At 72.3% G+C, this 14993-nt stretch carries 17 protein-coding genes; 12 read left to right on the top strand and 5 right to left on the bottom strand.

Going from position 1 to position 14993, the window contains the following annotated elements; all coding sequences use genetic code 11:
- Positions 1–67 precede the first annotated feature (67 nt).
- From ACFCV8_RS31115 to ACFCV8_RS31100, 4 genes are all read left to right on the top strand, one after another.
- A complete protein-coding gene (locus ACFCV8_RS31115; protein ID WP_376688833.1) occupies positions 68–631 on the top strand; it encodes a hypothetical protein in 564 nt (187 codons plus the stop codon).
- The gene (locus ACFCV8_RS31110) at positions 628–1230 is read left to right on the top strand and encodes a hypothetical protein (RefSeq protein WP_376688830.1); all 603 of its coding nucleotides are present in this window, start codon (positions 628–630) and stop codon (positions 1228–1230) included. The genes ACFCV8_RS31115 and ACFCV8_RS31110 overlap by 4 nt, the downstream gene beginning before the upstream one ends.
- Before the next feature lie 86 nt (positions 1231–1316).
- Positions 1317–1982 (top strand): hypothetical protein, encoded by a 666-nt coding sequence (locus ACFCV8_RS31105; RefSeq protein WP_376688829.1) that lies wholly within the window; start codon positions 1317–1319, stop codon positions 1980–1982.
- Between the two features lie 152 nt (positions 1983–2134).
- The gene (locus tag ACFCV8_RS31100; protein ID WP_376688832.1) at positions 2135–3409 is read left to right on the top strand and encodes a Cmx/CmrA family chloramphenicol efflux MFS transporter; all 1275 of its coding nucleotides are present in this window, start codon (positions 2135–2137) and stop codon (positions 3407–3409) included.
- A 65-nt stretch (positions 3410–3474) separates the two neighbouring features.
- Here the strand turns inward: ACFCV8_RS31100 and ACFCV8_RS31095 are convergent, their stop codons facing one another.
- Positions 3475–3750, bottom strand: coding sequence for a DUF4031 domain-containing protein (locus ACFCV8_RS31095; protein ID WP_376688828.1), 276 nt, complete (start codon positions 3748–3750; stop codon positions 3475–3477).
- Complete coding sequence (locus ACFCV8_RS31090; protein WP_376688827.1) at positions 3747–4115, bottom strand: hypothetical protein; 369 nt, start codon at positions 4113–4115, stop codon at positions 3747–3749. The genes ACFCV8_RS31095 and ACFCV8_RS31090 overlap by 4 nt, the downstream gene beginning before the upstream one ends.
- A 161-nt stretch (positions 4116–4276) precedes the next feature.
- Here ACFCV8_RS31090 and ACFCV8_RS31085 point away from each other — a divergent pair, with 161 nt between their 5' ends.
- The 3 genes from ACFCV8_RS31085 (at position 4277) to ACFCV8_RS31075 (ending at position 8000) form a co-directional block, all read left to right on the top strand.
- Positions 4277–5194 (top strand): MurR/RpiR family transcriptional regulator, encoded by a 918-nt coding sequence (locus ACFCV8_RS31085; RefSeq protein ID WP_376688826.1) that lies wholly within the window; start codon positions 4277–4279, stop codon positions 5192–5194.
- A 185-nt stretch (positions 5195–5379) separates the two neighbouring features.
- On the top strand, positions 5380–6363 hold the full coding sequence (murQ, locus tag ACFCV8_RS31080; RefSeq protein ID WP_376688831.1) for an N-acetylmuramic acid 6-phosphate etherase: 984 nt from the start codon (positions 5380–5382) through the stop codon (positions 6361–6363).
- 95 nt (positions 6364–6458) lie between these two features.
- Positions 6459–8000: a PTS transporter subunit EIIC gene (locus ACFCV8_RS31075; protein WP_376688825.1), complete on the top strand. Its 1542-nt coding sequence runs from the start codon at positions 6459–6461 to the stop codon at positions 7998–8000.
- Between the two features lie 119 nt (positions 8001–8119).
- On the opposite strand, the gene ACFCV8_RS31070 is transcribed toward ACFCV8_RS31075, so the two are convergent.
- Both ACFCV8_RS31070 and ACFCV8_RS31065 read right to left on the bottom strand, forming a co-directional pair.
- Positions 8120–8353 (bottom strand): hypothetical protein, encoded by a 234-nt coding sequence (locus tag ACFCV8_RS31070; protein ID WP_376688824.1) that lies wholly within the window; start codon positions 8351–8353, stop codon positions 8120–8122.
- The gene (locus tag ACFCV8_RS31065) at positions 8343–8591 is read right to left on the bottom strand and encodes a hypothetical protein (protein WP_376688823.1); all 249 of its coding nucleotides are present in this window, start codon (positions 8589–8591) and stop codon (positions 8343–8345) included. The genes ACFCV8_RS31070 and ACFCV8_RS31065 overlap by 11 nt, the downstream gene beginning before the upstream one ends.
- A 381-nt stretch (positions 8592–8972) precedes the next feature.
- Between ACFCV8_RS31065 and ACFCV8_RS31060 the strand changes: the two genes are divergently transcribed.
- A complete protein-coding gene (locus tag ACFCV8_RS31060; RefSeq protein ID WP_376688822.1) occupies positions 8973–10604 on the top strand; it encodes an adenosine deaminase in 1632 nt (543 codons plus the stop codon).
- Positions 10605–10754: 150 nt separating this feature from the next.
- Here ACFCV8_RS31060 and ACFCV8_RS31055 read toward each other — a convergent pair whose 3' ends face one another.
- The gene (locus ACFCV8_RS31055; RefSeq protein ID WP_376688821.1) at positions 10755–11393 is read right to left on the bottom strand and encodes a TetR/AcrR family transcriptional regulator; all 639 of its coding nucleotides are present in this window, start codon (positions 11391–11393) and stop codon (positions 10755–10757) included.
- A 113-nt stretch (positions 11394–11506) separates the two neighbouring features.
- Between ACFCV8_RS31055 and ACFCV8_RS31050 the strand changes: the two genes are divergently transcribed.
- The 4 genes from ACFCV8_RS31050 to ACFCV8_RS31035 all read left to right on the top strand — a co-directional run bounded on the left by ACFCV8_RS31050 (position 11507) and on the right by ACFCV8_RS31035 (position 14942).
- Positions 11507–12697 (top strand): cytochrome P450, encoded by a 1191-nt coding sequence (locus ACFCV8_RS31050; RefSeq protein ID WP_376688820.1) that lies wholly within the window; start codon positions 11507–11509, stop codon positions 12695–12697.
- 5 nt (positions 12698–12702) lie between these two features.
- Positions 12703–12921, top strand: a complete 219-nt coding sequence (locus tag ACFCV8_RS31045; protein WP_376688819.1) for a ferredoxin — start codon at positions 12703–12705, stop codon at positions 12919–12921.
- Between the two features lie 164 nt (positions 12922–13085).
- Positions 13086–13544: a MarR family winged helix-turn-helix transcriptional regulator gene (locus ACFCV8_RS31040; RefSeq protein ID WP_376688818.1), complete on the top strand. Its 459-nt coding sequence runs from the start codon at positions 13086–13088 to the stop codon at positions 13542–13544.
- A gap of 156 nt (positions 13545–13700) precedes the next feature.
- Entirely contained in the window at positions 13701–14942 is a 1242-nt protein-coding gene (locus ACFCV8_RS31035; RefSeq protein ID WP_376688817.1) for an esterase/lipase family protein, read from the top strand.
- The last annotated feature ends 51 nt before the right edge of the window (positions 14943–14993 follow it).

Raw genomic sequence — 14993 nt, 5'->3', positions numbered from 1 at the left:
CCTGCCGGGAGTCCAACAGGGCTCCCGGCAGGCCGCGTTGTCAGTGGGGGTGCTTAGGGTCTTCGGTATGACGAGCTGGATGCACGGCGACTTTCCCGGCCATGAGGTGAACATCGTCCTCGCCCGTGGCCTGCCCCTCGGCGCGCTGACCGAGGGCCTGCGCGAACTGCGACGCGAGCCGCTGGCACAGGGCGGGCCGGGGGAAACCCCCGGGGGCTGGGCCTGGGCGGTGCACGACATGGCCAACGAGGAGCTGGAGGACTACGACGGCGTCGACTACCGGCGGGTCTGTCCGCAGGGCGCGGAGCTCGTGGTGTTCGAGACCGAGCCGTGCAGCGCGAAGGCGCACGGACCCCATTTCGACTACTACCGCGACGGCCGCCTGGTTCTCGGCTTCAGCTTCGAGGACGTCGGGCAGCGGGTCGGCGAGAACCCCGACTTCCTCTCCGCCGAACTGCTTGCCGCCGGGCTCATAGGCCCCGACGCCGAGTGCGAGGAAGCGGAGGCGGCCGAGGGCCACGACTGTTTCGATCACCACTACGACGACGAGGACCGGCTGGTCCGGACGATCGCCGAGGCCTTCGGCCTGCCCTCGCCCCCGCTCGCCCGGAAGGCGGTGGGCGAGGCATGAGCGACGCGACCGTCCCGGGCGCCTCGGGTGCCTCGGGTGTCTTCTCAGGTGCCTCGGGCGGCTCAGGCGCTTCGGGCGGCTTTGTCACCTATGCCCGGGGCCTGGATCTGCCCGCGCTGGCCGGGGCCTTCGCCGCGGCGGGGTACCCCGCCCGCACGCGGGGCGCGTCGGACGGCTGGTCCTGGCTGACGCACGACCCGGCCACGGTGTCCGGCGGCGACGTGGCGTACGTGGCACGCGACATCACCGGGTTCCGCTACGAGGAGCGCTTCGGCGGGCCCGACCGGGTGCGGACGGTGTTCCTGGCCACCACGCCCGCCTGCCCGTGTCCGCACGGGCAGAACTACATGGTGCCGCACTGCCCCGAGCACCCCTTCCAGTTCCAGTACTGCCGGGGCGGGTTCGAGCGGTCGTACTTCAACGTCGGACAGCGCCGCGAGTCGCGCCGCAGCGGCGACCTGCTGGTGCGGGAGCTGCTGGAGGCCGGGATAGTCGGCCGGGAGACCCCGGCGTACGAGAACGACCCCGGCTTCAACGCCGACGGTGCCGTGACGATGCGGATCATCAGGGACCATTTCGGGCTGCCCACCCCGTCCTGAGGGCCGGTGCGGTCCGCCCGGAGCCGGCCCGACGGGCTGCCCGTGCCACGGGACGGGGCCCCGGAACACCCTTTAGCCTCATGTCCATGGCCGACAGCTCGCGTACCCACGGCACCGACGATCTTCTGCGCGCCCGCTGGGCGGACACCCTGGTCCGCGCCCGGGGCGGCGCCCCGGGCCCCGACCCGGTGCCGTACGCCGACAACCTGCTGACCCGCTGGGCCGAACCGCAGCGGAAGTACCACACCACCGCCCACCTGGTCGCGGTGCTCGACCACATCGACACGCTCGCCCCGTACGCGGCCGACGCGGACACGGTGCGGCTCGCCGCCTGGTTCCACGACGCGGTGTACCGGCCCGACCGGTCCGAGAACGAGGAGCGCAGCGCCGCCCTGGCCGAGTGGGCCCTTCCGGAGGCCGGTGTGCCCGACGGGATCACCGCCGAGGTCGCCCGTCTCGTCCGGCTGACCGTCACCCACGACCCGGCGGACGGCGACGCCGACGGGGAGGTGCTCTGCGACGCGGACCTGGCCGTGCTCGCGGGGGCCCCGGAGGAGTACGCGGCCTACGCGGCGCGGGTGCGCGAGGAGTACGGCTTCGTGCCCGACGAGGCGTTCCGGGAGGGGCGGGCTGCGGTCCTGCGTCAACTGCTCGAACTGCCGAGGCTGTTCCGTACGCCCTACGGGGCGGAGCACTGGGAGCCGCGGGCACGGCAGAACCTGCGGACCGAACGGGACCTGCTGAACCGCTGAACCACGGGGCCGGTACGCCGCCGAACCACGCGGCCGGTGCGTCGGGCGACCGGAAGATGACAACTACGTAAATCCGACAAGCGCCGGGAATCACCTGGCGGCGGGCACGGTTGTCTGCTGTCATGCCCGACTCTGCCGCACGACGCTCCCGCATGCCCCTGGCCGTCTACATCCTGGGACTCTCGGTCTTCGCCCTGGGGACCAGTGAGTTCATGCTCTCCGGTCTGCTGCCGCCCATCGCCGACGACATGAATGTGTCGATCCCTCGTGCCGGACTCCTCATATCCGCCTTCGCGATCGGCATGGTGATCGGCGCCCCGCTGCTCGCCGTGGCCACGCTCCGGCTGCCGCGTCGCACCACTCTCATCACTCTGATCAGCGTCTTCGGGCTCGGCCAGGTCGCGGGCGCGCTGGCCCCGACGTACGAGGTGCTGTTCGTGTCCCGGGTGGTGAGCGCGTTCGCCTGTGCCGGGTTCTGGGCGGTGGGGGCGGCGGTCGCCATCGCGATGGTGCCGGTGAACGCGCGGGCCCGGGCGATGGCCGTGATGATCGGCGGCCTGTCGATCGCCAATGTGCTGGGTGTGCCGCTGGGCGCGTTCCTCGGTGAGAACCTGGGCTGGCGGTCGGCGTTCTGGGCGGTCGGCGCGGCCTCCGCCGTGGCGCTGGTCGGGGTGTCGACGCTGATCCCGCGCATCCCGCTGCCGGAGCGGAAGCCGCGGCTCAAGCAGGAGATGGCCATCTACCGGGACCGGCAGGTGTGGCTGTCGATCGTGATCACGGCGCTCGCCGCGGGCGGCGTCTTCTGCGCGTTCAGCTATCTGGCCCCGCTGCTGACGGACGTCGCCGGGCTGGACTCGGGCTGGGTTCCGACCGTGCTCGCGCTCTTCGGAATCGGTGCGCTGATCGGCACGACGATCGGCGGCCGGGTCGCGGACGCGCACCTCTTCGGGGTGCTGATGAGCGGGATCGCGGCGTCGACGGTCTTTCTGGTCGCGCTGGCGCTGTTCGCGTCGAGCCCGGTCGCGGCGGTCGGGATCGCGTTCCTGCTGGGGCTGTCGGCGTTCTACACGGCGCCGGCGCTGAACGCCCGGATGTTCAATGTCGCGGGTGCCGCCCCGACTCTGGCCGGTGCGACGACGACCGCCGCGTTCAACCTGGGCAACACGGGCGGCCCCTGGCTGGGCGGTGCGGTGATCGACGCCGACTTCGGCTTCACGTCGACGGCGTGGGCCGGGGCGGCGATGACGGTGGTGGCTCTGGTGGCCGTGGTGTTCTCGCTGCGGCTCCAGGGCGGCGGGCGCTCGCGGCGGGTCGCGGGGGCACCGGCGGCGGTGTCGGAGGCGTCCGTGGTGCCGGAGGCATCCGGGACGTCAGCCGTGGAACCGGCGGACGCGCCGGTGGAGGCGGGCGCGGACACGCGCCCCTGACCCTCTTCCCTTCGTACGCGCGCCCCGTTACGCGCGCCCCGTACGCCGGCCCCCGGATTCCGCCGTCAGGCGCCGGGGGCCGGTCGTCCTTTCGGGCGGCGCAGCCCCGCCTGCGTGATCCGCCGGACCAGCTCCTTCGAACCGATCTGCCGGGCCCCGGCCCGTACCGCGTCCTCGTAGTGCGACTCCGGTACGTCGTAGTGGTCCCGGTCGAAGGCCCGGGGCGGGCAGCCGATGGACGCCGCGAAGGCGTGCAGTTCCTCGAAGGACACGTCACTGACCAGGTGCGACCAGAACCGGCCATGCCCCGGCCACTGCGGCGGGTCGATGTACAGGGTCACCGACGCAGTATCCCGGCCAGCGAACCGACCGGCGCCACGGCCACCGCGGCCTTGGTGCACACCCAGTGCGGGTCCGGCCCCAGCTCGGGCTCGACGTCGAGGGCGTGCGGGTCCCCCGCGTCGCAGACCGGGCAGAGCGGCCAGCGCCCGTAGCGTTCGAGCAGGGCGTCCTGCACGTCCTGGGCGACGAGCCCGACCACGAACGAGGCGCCCTCCGGCCACTGCTCGACCCACCAGCGGCGGTGCGTCACCGCGTCCTCGACCAGCGAGACGATCCCGGCCTCGGCGACGTCCCCCGCTGCGAGATCGGCCATGACCAGTGCACGGGCCGTGTGCAGGGCCTGTTCCAAGGGATTCATCTCCATGGCCCCATTGTCCCCTGCCCGGACGACCTGCCCCGAACGGCCCGAAGGGAGCGGAAGGGAACGGAAGGGAACGGCCGGAAGCAGACGGAACGGGGACCAGCCGAAGGAACAGGGACCAAAGGGGGGTTGACGGGTAACCCGGTTGAAAATATCTTTCAAATGTGACCCATGACCTGAAGGAAAGTTTCAGCGCCGAATCCCCGCCCGCTCCGGCGGCCCTCGCGGCCAAGGTGCGTACGCTCGCGCCGTCCATGACCCGTTCCATGCAGCGCGTCGCCGAGGCCGTCGCCGGTGATCCGGCCGGTTGCGCCGCCCTCACGGTCACCGGTCTCGCCGAGCTCACCGGCACCAGCGAGGCGACCGTGGTCCGCACCGCCCGCCTCCTCGGCTACCCCGGCTACCGCGACCTGCGCCTGGCCCTCGCCGGGCTCGCCGCGCACCAGCAGTCCGGCCGGGCCCCGTCCGTCACCGCGGACATAGCGGTCGACGACCCCATCGCCGACGTGGTCGCCAAGCTGGCCTACGACGAGCAGCAGACCCTCGCCGACACGGCCGCCGGGCTCGACACGGTGCAGCTCGGCGCCGCCGTGGCCGCCGCCGCCACCGCCCGCCGCATCGACATCTACGGGGTCGGCGCCTCCTCGCTCGTCGGCCAGGACCTGGCGCAGAAGCTCGCCCGTATCGGCCTGATCGCCCACGCCCACACGGACCCGCACCTCGCGGTGACCAACGCCGTGCAGCTCCGCTCGGGCGACGTGGCGATAGCGATCACGCACTCCGGCTCCACGGGCGACGTCATCGAGCCGCTGCGCGTCGCCTTCGACCGCGGGGCGACGACGATCGCGATCACCGGCCGCCCCGACGGCCCGGTCACGCAGTACGCCGACCACGTACTGACCACGTCCACCGCCCGGGAGAGCGAGCTGCGGCCGGCCGCCATGTCGAGCCGCACGAGCCAGCTGCTCGTGGTCGACTGCCTGTTCATAGGTGTCGCGCAGCGCACCTACGAGACGGCCGCCCCGGCCCTCGCGGCCTCCTACGAAGCGCTGGCCCACCGCCACACCCCGCGCCCGCGCTGACCCCGGCCGACCGGGATGCCCGCAGAGCCGTACGGGACGGAACCGTACGCGTGACCCGCACCGCGCCTCGCACCACACCGCACCGCACCGCACGAGACCACACCGCACCGCACGACACCGCTCCACACCGCACCGCACCGCACGAGACCGTGAAGACGAAGACCGAGAAAGCTGAGCCGCCCCCCATGACCTCCACCCCCGACACCGACGCCACCTCCCCCGCCGCCGCCCGCCCCTCCGGCGAGTACGGCGAGCTGCGCGCCGAGCTGGCGACGCTGACCACCGAGGCGTTCCGGCCGGAGCTCGCCGAGATCGACCGCCTCGGCACGCTCGAGATCGCCCGCATCATGAACGGCGAGGACCAGTCCGTACCGGCCGCCGTCGGCGCCCGGCTCCCCGTGATAGCCGCCGCCATCGACGACACCGCGGCCCGCATGGCCCGCGGCGGCCGGCTGATCTACGCGGGCGCGGGCACCGCCGGCCGGCTCGGCGTGCTCGACGCCAGCGAGTGCCCGCCCACCTTCAACACCGACCCGTCCGAGGTCATCGGCCTGATCGCGGGCGGCCCCGGCGCCATGGTCCAGGCCGTCGAGGGCGCCGAGGACAGCAAGGAGCTGGCCGCCGCCGACCTCGATGCGCTCGACCTCACCGCCGACGACACCGTGGTCGGCATCTCCGCCTCCGGCCGCACGCCGTACGCGATCGGCGCCGTCGAGCACGCCCGCGCCAAGGGCGCCCTGACGATCGGCCTGTCCTGCAACGCGAACTCCCCGCTGGGCGCCGCGGCGGAGCACGGCATCGAGGTCGTCGTGGGCCCCGAGCTGCTCACCGGCTCCACCCGGCTCAAGGCGGGCACGGCCCAGAAGCTCGTCCTCAACATGATCTCGACGATCACGATGATCCGGCTGGGCAAGACCTACGGGAACCTGATGGTCGACGTCCGCGCCTCCAACGAGAAGCTGCGCGCCCGCTCCCGCCGGATCGTCTCGCTCGCCACCGGGGCCTCCGACGCCGAGATCGAAGCCGCCCTGGCCGCGACCGACGGCGAGGTGAAGGACGCCATCCTCACCATCCTCGGCCGGGTCGACGGCCCCACCGCCGCCGCGCTGCTGGCCGCGTCCGACGGCCACCTCCGCGCCGCCCTCGCCGCCGCCCCTCACGCCCCCTGACCCGTCCGCCCCACTCCCGCGCCACCCACTCCCCCGCACCCCACGCTCGTACCACCCGCACCACCCGCACCCCCACACAGCAAGGCCCCAGCACCATGGCACCAGAAGACAAGAACCGCGCCACCGCCGCCGCGATCCTCCCGCTCGTCGGCGGCGCCGCGAACGTCGACTCCGTGACCCACTGCATGACCCGGCTCCGGCTGGGTCTGCGTGACCGCTCACTCGTCGACGACGAAGCCCTGAAGGCGGTCCCCGCCGTCATGGGCATGGTCGAGGACGACACGTACCAGATCGTCCTCGGCCCGGGAACCGTCGCCCGGGTCACCCCCGAATTCGAACGATTGATCGATGAGGCTCGGGCGGCGGAGCCCGAAGCGCACGCCGCCCCGCAGGCCGCGGCACCCGGGCCCGCCACGTCCGCGGCCGGGCTGGCCGCGCAGGGGGCCGCGATGAAGACGGCGCGGAAGGCGAAGAACGCCACCCCGTTCAAGCTGTTCCTGCGCCGGATCGCCAACATCTTCGTGCCGCTGATCCCCGCGCTCATCGGCTGCGGCATCATCGCGGGCCTCAACGGCCTGCTGGTGAACCTGGGGTGGCTGCCCTCCGTCACCCCCGCCCTGGCCGCGATGGCATCCGGCTTCATGGCACTGATCGCCGTGTTCGTCGGCTTCAACACGGCGAAGGAGTTCGGCGGCACACCGATCCTGGGCGGCGCGGTCGCCGCGATCATCGTCTTCCCGGGCGTCGCGAACGTCGAGGCGTTCGGCCAGAAGCTCTCTCCCGGCCAGGGCGGTGTGCTGGGCGCGCTCGGCGCGGCGGTACTCGCGGTGTACGTGGAGAAGTGGTGCCGCCGCCGGGTCCCGGAGGCACTGGACGTCCTGGTCACCCCGACCCTCACGGTCCTGGTCCCCGGCCTGGTCACGATCTTCGGCCTGATGTACGTGGCGGGCGAGATCTCCACCGCCATCGGCACCTTCGCGGACTGGCTGCTCTCCAACGGCGGTGCGGGCGCGGGCTTCGTGCTCGGCGGTCTCTTCCTGCCCCTGGTGATGCTGGGCCTGCACCAGGCGCTGATCCCGATCCACACCACCCTCATCGAGCAGCAGGGCTACACCGTGCTGCTCCCGATCCTCGCGATGGCGGGCGCCGGCCAGGTCGGCGCGGCCGTCGCGGTCTACTTCCGCCTCCCCCGCAACGGCTCGATCCGCCGCACCATCAAGTCCGCCCTCCCGGCCGGTCTGCTCGGCGTCGGCGAACCGCTGATCTACGGCGTCAGCCTCCCGCTCGGCCGCCCGTTCATCACGGCGTGCGTGGGCGGCGCGTTCGGCGGCGGCTTCGTCGGCCTGTTCAACCAGCTCGGCGACAAGGTCGGTTCCACGGCCATCGGCCCGTCCGGCTGGGCGCTCTTCCCGCTCCTCGACGGCAACCACGGCCTGGGCACCACGGCCGCGATCTACGCGGGCGGGCTGCTGGTCGGATACCTGACCGGCTTCCTCGCGACGTACTTCTTCGGCTTCGGCAAGGACCTGCTGGCGGAGTTCGACGTCGCGCAGGAACCGGCCGCGGCCACGCCCACCGCACCGGGCTCCCCGGCCAACGGCCCCGACACCCCTACGAAGGAACCGGCCGGCGTCTGACCCCGGCCCGAACGGCCGCGCGGGGACGAGGGGGGTGGCACACGGCCCGGGTGCCCCCCTCATCCCTGCTCGGCCGCCCCGACCGGCCGGGAAACGCCTCCGCCGGAGCCGTCATACGATCACGGCAGCCTCCCTTGCCTGTTGACCTCCCGGACCCGGGCCCGCAGCACCTCCCGCAACGGCGCCGGACGCACCGAATCCGGCGGACACTCCCACTCCGGCCCACCGCCCGGCGCCCGCAACTGCACATACGCCCCGGTCGTCGCCATCACGCGGCCCACCCGGCCGTCCCGGGTGTCCACCGCGAACGACCCCGGCTCGGGCGCCCCCGGCTCACACCCCTCACTCCTCATGACCGGCCGACCTCCGCGCCTCCAGTGCCACGCTCAACCGCAACGCCGTATCGAGGTTGCACCGCCCCAGGTCGACCAGCGGCGCCACCGGATCGTCCCCCGCACACGACACCGGGTCGATCCGCAGCGACGGCAAGGTGATCCCCACGTTCGAGAACCCCTCCTTCAACCGCGTCACCGCATCCTCCGCGGCCCGCACTCTGCCCTCTGCCACCCTGCGCCGTTCCTTGATCGTCATGAGCCATTCCTTTCCACGCTGAGTAACGACAATGCACACCCAGCGTGTCCAACGCGCCGCGAGCCAGGAAGAGGCGCAGAACCTGCAACCGCACATCTGTCACAGGGAGTTGTCATGCTGCGCCCAAGCGATTCACTCCTGCGGATTCCGGCGCACGACGGGAGCGGTCGAGTCGACCACCACTCCACGTAACGCCCCGGGCCCACTCACCGCCATCGCCACCGCCGACCCCACCAGCGCTCGGTCAACTCATGCGCGCGATAAACGACAACTGCCCGTGGAACAGGGAAGAAGGACCGAAATCGCTCGATTGAGTGGAGGTTTCAGGCCATACATGTAGTTTGGACGATGAATGCCCTCACCTAACGCAATCATGCGGCGGTGATCTCAACACTCCGGACGGCACACCGTCCCCGTACCCTCCCCGCATCGCTGCGTACGGCGGGGCTCGGCGCACTCGCCGCGCTCACCCTGCTTCCGGCGATCCCGGCGGCCGCCGCCCCCGCCACCACCCCCGGACAGGCACCGGCCGCCCGCTCCGCCGCCCGGCTGCTGCCCCGCGCGGTCACCCCCGCCGAGGCCAGGACCTCCGCGCACCTCACGTCGCTGCGGAACGACCCGGCGCGGCTGAAGACCTTCTTCAAGGCGCTGCCCAAGGGCGGCGACCTCCACAACCACCTGTCGGGCGCCGTCACCACCGAGTACCTGATCAAGCTCGCGGCCGAGGACCGGCTGTGCATCGACGCGACGACGACGGCCGTGGCGCCGCCGTGCGGGCCGGGCACCCGGCCCGCCGCCGACGCGGAGCACGACGCCGCGTTCCACCGGCGGATCGTCCGCGCCTGGTCGATGCAGGACTTCCCGGCCGGCCAGTCCGGGCACGACCAGTTCTTCGACACGTTCGGCAAGTTCAGCATGGCCACCTGGTACACCCGGGGCAAGATGCTCGCCAACGTGGCCAACACCGTGGCCGAACAGAACCAGTTCTACCTGGAGACCCTGGTCACCCCCGCGTCGGAGAGCAGCAAGGCGCTCGCCGAGAAGGTGGGCTACGACGCCGACCTGGCCGCCCTGCACCGCAAGCTGCTGGCGGGCGGGCAGCTCGACCGGGTGGTGGACGAGGCGGTCAAGGAGGCCGACGACACCGACGTACAGTTCCGGGCCGCCGCGCACTGCGACACCGCGCGCCCCGACCCCGGCTGCGGGCTCCCCGTCCGGTGGGTCTCCCAGGTGTCCCGGACCAGTTCCCCGGTACGGGTGTTCACGCAGATGGCGGTCGGCATGCGGCTGGCCGAGCGCGACCCGAGGTTCGTCGCGGTCAACCTCGTACAGCCCGAGGACGCCCCGACCGCGCTGGCCGACTACAGCCTCCAGATGCGGATGCTGAAGTACCTGCGCGGCCAGTACCCGGACTCCCACCTGACCCTGCACGCCGGTGAACTGGCCCCCGGCCTGGTCAAGCCCCAGGACCTGACCTTCCACATCCGCGAGGCCGTACTCGTCGCCGGGGCCGAACGCATCGGCCACGGCGTGGACCTGGTCCACGAGGACGACTGGCGGCAGCTGGCCCGGACGATGGCGCGGCGCGACGTCGCCGTCGAGGTGCCCTTCTCCAGCAACAAGCAGATCCTCGGCATCGCGGGCGACGACCACCCGTTCGACGCGTACCGCCGCTACGGCGTCCCCATCGTGCTGGCCACCGACGACCCGGGCGTCTCCCGGATCGACATCAGCCACGAGTACCAGTACGCGTCCACGACGTACGGCCTCGGCTACGTCGAGCTGAAGGACCTGGCCCGCGCCTCCCTGGAGTACGCCTTCAGCGAGGGCCGCAGCCTGTGGGCCGGCTCCGTCCCGTCCCGCTACCGCCCGGTCGGCGCCTGCCTGGCCGACCGACTGGGCAGCGACCGCCCGAGCGCGCGCTGCGCCCGCTACCTCGCCGCCAACCCCAAGGCCGCGACCGAGTGGCGCCAGGAAGCGGCCTTCGCCGTCTTCGAACGCGGCAACGCCTGACCCGCACACCTCGTAAACGTCACACGCGTCGCGCGCGCAGCGCACACCTCGTAGACGTCGCACGCATCGCGCGCGTCACACGCATCGCGTTCTCCGGGCCCGGGACCCGCAGCCCCGGGCCCGTTCGCATCCGCCCCACGCGGCCACCGCCTACGCGCCTCGCCCGGCCCCCGGCCCACCCGGCTCGCCCAGCCCGTCCGGCGCTCCCGGCTCCGCCGCCCACAGATGGCCGAGCGTGCCGAGCACCAGACGGCAGACGTCGTCCGGATCCGCACCGGCCAGCGGCTCGCGCGCGACGACCGTCCGCATCAGACCGATGCCCAGCAGCCAGGCCATGGCCAGATCCGCCCGCAGCACCGCGTCGGGAGCCCCGGAGAGACCGGCCAGCGCGCTCTGGTACTCCTCACCCAACTCCCGCAGCGTTCCGGCCGCTTCGTCACCACGTCCCACCGAACGCAGATAGACCTCCAGGGAGCGGTCCTCCGCCTCCTCCACGCCACGGGTCAGCATCGAGCGCAGGGCGGTCTCGAACAGCTCCTCCGGCGGCGTCGCCCGCAGCTGCTCCAGCCCTCCCAGCGCCACGACTTCCGTCAGCAAACCTCGTTTCGAGCCGAAATACCGGAACAACAGAGCCTGGTTGACCCCGGCCCGCGCCGCGATGCTCCGGACCGTCGTCCCCTCGTAACCCCGCTCCGCGAACAGGTCACGGGCCGCCTCCAGCAGCCGCCGACGGGTGGCCACGGCGTCCCTGCGGCGCTCTTCGGGCGGCGGAACGGAACCGGGCTCCATATGGCGCTCCCCTCTCGGACGGCCCGTCAGGATAACGGCCGTAAAGCGTCGTTGACTGCCGGAGGCGGACGCTCCTACCGTTGTAAGCAGCTGCTTACATCCGGGAGGACGCAGTGACCACCGCTGATATCGCACCGCTCGCCTACCCCTTCAACACCCCCGACGGGCTCCAGCTCGCCGACGCCTACGAACGCGTACGCGAACAGCCCGGCCTGTTACGGGTCCAGATGCCCTACGGCGAACCGGCCTGGCTCGTCACCCGCTACGCCGACGCCCGGCTGGTCCTCGGCGACCAGCGCTTCAGCCGGGCCGCCGCCGCCTCGCACGACGAGCCCCGGCAGTCCGAGGGACAACGGGACGGGGGCATCCTCGGGATGGACCCGCCCGACCACACCCGGCTGCGCTCCCTGGTGGCCAAGGCGTTCACCGTCCGCCAGGTCGAGAAGCTGCGGCCCCAGGTCCGCGAGCTGGCCTCCGATCTCCTGGACGCGATGGAGGCGGCCGGCGCCCCCGCCGACCTGGTCGACCTGTTCGCGCTGCCGCTGCCGGTCGCCGTGATCTGCCGCATGCTGGGCGTGCCCACCGAGGACCGGCCGCTCTTTCGCAAGTGGAGCGACGACGCGCTGTCGACCAGCTCCCTCACCGCCGCGGAGTTCGAGGCGAGCCGCGAGGAACTGCGCGGCTACATGTCCGGGCTGATCGAGCAGCACCGCCGCGCACCGCGGGACGACCTGATGACCGCGCTCATCGAGGCCCGCGACGGCCGCGACCGGCTCTCCGAGCTCGAACTCGTCGATCTGTGCGTGGGCATCCTGGTGGCCGGGCACGAGACCACCGCGTCGCAGATCCCCAACTTCGTTCTCACCCTCCTGGACCACCCGGACCAGCTCGCCCGCCTCCGGGCCGAGCCCGCGCTCGTCCCGAACGCGGTGGAGGAGCTGCTGCGCTTCGTGCCGCTGGGCAGCGGTGCCGGCCAGCCCAGGTACGCCACCGAGGACGTCGAGGTCGGCGGAACGCTCGTCCGCGCGGGCAGCCCGGTCCTGGTCGCCGTCGGCGCCGCCAACCGCGACGCCCTGCGGTTCAGCGCCCCCGGCGTCCTCGACATCGCCCGCGAGGGCAACCAGCATCTCGGGTTCGGCCACGGCGTCCACCACTGCCTGGGTGCCCCGCTGGCCAGGCTGGAACTCCAGGAGGCGCTCTCCGCCCTCATCACCCGCTTCCCGGGACTGCGCCTGGCGGCCGACGTCACCTGGAAGTCCGAGATGCTGGTGCGCGGCCCCCGCGTCATGCCGGTGGAATGGTGACCGCCATGACCTGGAACGTACGCGTCGACCCCCGGCTCTGCCAGGGCTCCGGCATGTGTGCCGGTACGGTCCCCGAGGTGTTCGAGCTCGACGGCGAACGCGCCCGCGCCCGCGCCGACGAGATCGAGCCGGACGAACAGGTCCTGGACGCCTCCGACATCTGCCCGGCCCTGGCCATCACCGTCCACGACGGAGCCACCGTCATCGGCCCCCGCCGCGACTGACCCACCCACCCGGTGTGCCGGCCAGCCCGGCACACCGGACGGATCGGGCGCCACCTGAGCCACCTGAGCCGCCTGGACCACCGAACGCCCTTGACCTCAAGTGCAGTTGAGTTTCTAAGGTCGAGGTCGACGAACGGACCGGCACCACGGTGAAGGAGACGGCCATGAAGTACTCGCACAACGACGCCGAACTGGTACGGCAGCCCATCGGCTACTGGAGCTGGGCGGCCTACAAGGCCGTTGTCTCCCGGACCCGGGGCGCCCTCGATGAGATCGGCACCAACCAGCCGCAGTGGTGGGTTCTCGCGCAGGTCGCGCAGGCCGAGGACGGGAGAAGCCGTGACGAGGTGTCACGGCTGCTGCGGAACTACCTCGACACCGGCCCGGAGAGCATGGAGAGGGAGATCGACCGGACCATCGCCCAGGGCTGGATCACCGAGGACTCCGAGGGCCGTCTGGACATCACCGCCGAGGGCAGGGCGTTCCACGCCAGGGCCGCGGCCCTGCAGGAGGAGCTGTGGGCGCAGCGACACGACGGCATCTCCGACGAGGAGTACCTGATCACGCTCAAGGTGCTCCAGCGGTTCATCCACAACACCGGCGGGCAAGCCTGGCACCACTGAAGCGGAGTGCCGCGGCGAACGGCGGGACGGCGGGGCGTGTCCGAAAGTGGCTCCCACCTGGGGGTGGTTTGACCGCACATCACCCGCTGTGCGGCTACGGCTCGTGCTCCCCTTGGCGCGCATCGTAATCAACCGTCCCGAAGGGGAACGCCGCCCATGCCCGAGCCGTCCCGCGAGCAGATCGCCTCCGCGCTCCACGAAAGGCCCGCCATCGCGCTGACGCCCGGCACCCGGCTGGACGCCGAGCGGCCCGGATCGCTTCCGGTGTCACCCAGCGCCGTATGGGATCTGCCGGGCGGCACCGCATGGGTCTACCGCGGCGAGGGGAACCCCGGTCTCGTACGGCCCGTGATCCTGGCCGACGGCTTCGGCACGGGCCCCAGCGAGCTGGAGTCGTCCTGGCAGCTCCTGGAGTTCGGCGACTATCCGCTCATCAGCGAGCTGCGTCGCCGCGGCCGCGACGTCATCCTTCTCGGCCACCACGAGCGCGGTGCGTCGATTCTGGACAACTCCCGCACCGCGCGGGCCGCGATCACCCGGGCCCTGGCGGAGCGGCTGGGCGGCACCCCGCTGGTCGTCGGCGGGTTCAGTACGGGCGGGCTGGTCACCCGGCACGCGCTGGCCAGGATGGAGTGCGAGGGCCGCGACCACGGCACGGGGCTGTACTTCTCGTACGACACCCCGCACCGGGGCGCCTGGGTCCCCATCGCGCTCCAGGCGTTCGCGCACTACGTCAAGGACCTCGACGGCCGGTTCTCCGACCAGCTCAACAGTCCGGCCGTCCGAGAGGTGCTGTGGCGGCACATCGGGGTGTGGGACGGCACACCGGGCCCGAGCGAGGAGCGCGTCGCGTTCCTCGCCCAGATGGCGGCCGTCGGTGAGTGGCCGCGCCGTCCCCGGCTGATCGGTGTCGCCAACGGCGCGGCCGACGGCGTCGGCACCGATGTACGGCCGGGCGAGTTGGCCCTGGAGGGCAAGGGCCGGTCGGTCATCGGCACCAGGCTCCACGCCCAGGCCCCCGGGGCCGACGAGCCCGTGGCGAGGCTCCGGGTGGCGGCGGCGAAGACCCATGAGGTACGGACGAAGGGACTGGCGTCGATCGACGGCGCACCCGGCGGCTCGCTGGAGGGCTTCGGCATCCTCGCCGACGGGCTCAACGCCCTGCATCCGGACCTCGGTCTCCAGACCGCCGTACACATCCGGTCGCACTGCTTCGTCCCGTCCGTCAGCGCCGTCGATGTCGGCGATCCGGACACGGACGCCACGCTGTACCAGGACATCTCCGCACTTTCGGCCGGGGCGGGCGGGCTGGACGACTTCCGGCTCGCCTCCCGGAACGAGCCGCACGCGCTCGTGACCCGGGAGCTCTGCTCCTGGCTCCTCGGCCACCTTCCCTGAGGGCCGCCCCGCGGGAACGGCTTCGGCCCCCGGGACCAGTTGGTCCCGGGG

It is taken from the genome of Streptomyces sp. NPDC056347, from assembly GCF_042262625.1.
Lineage (GTDB): Bacteria > Actinomycetota > Actinomycetes > Streptomycetales > Streptomycetaceae > Streptomyces.
This window is presented reverse-complemented; position numbering and strand designations above follow the sequence as displayed.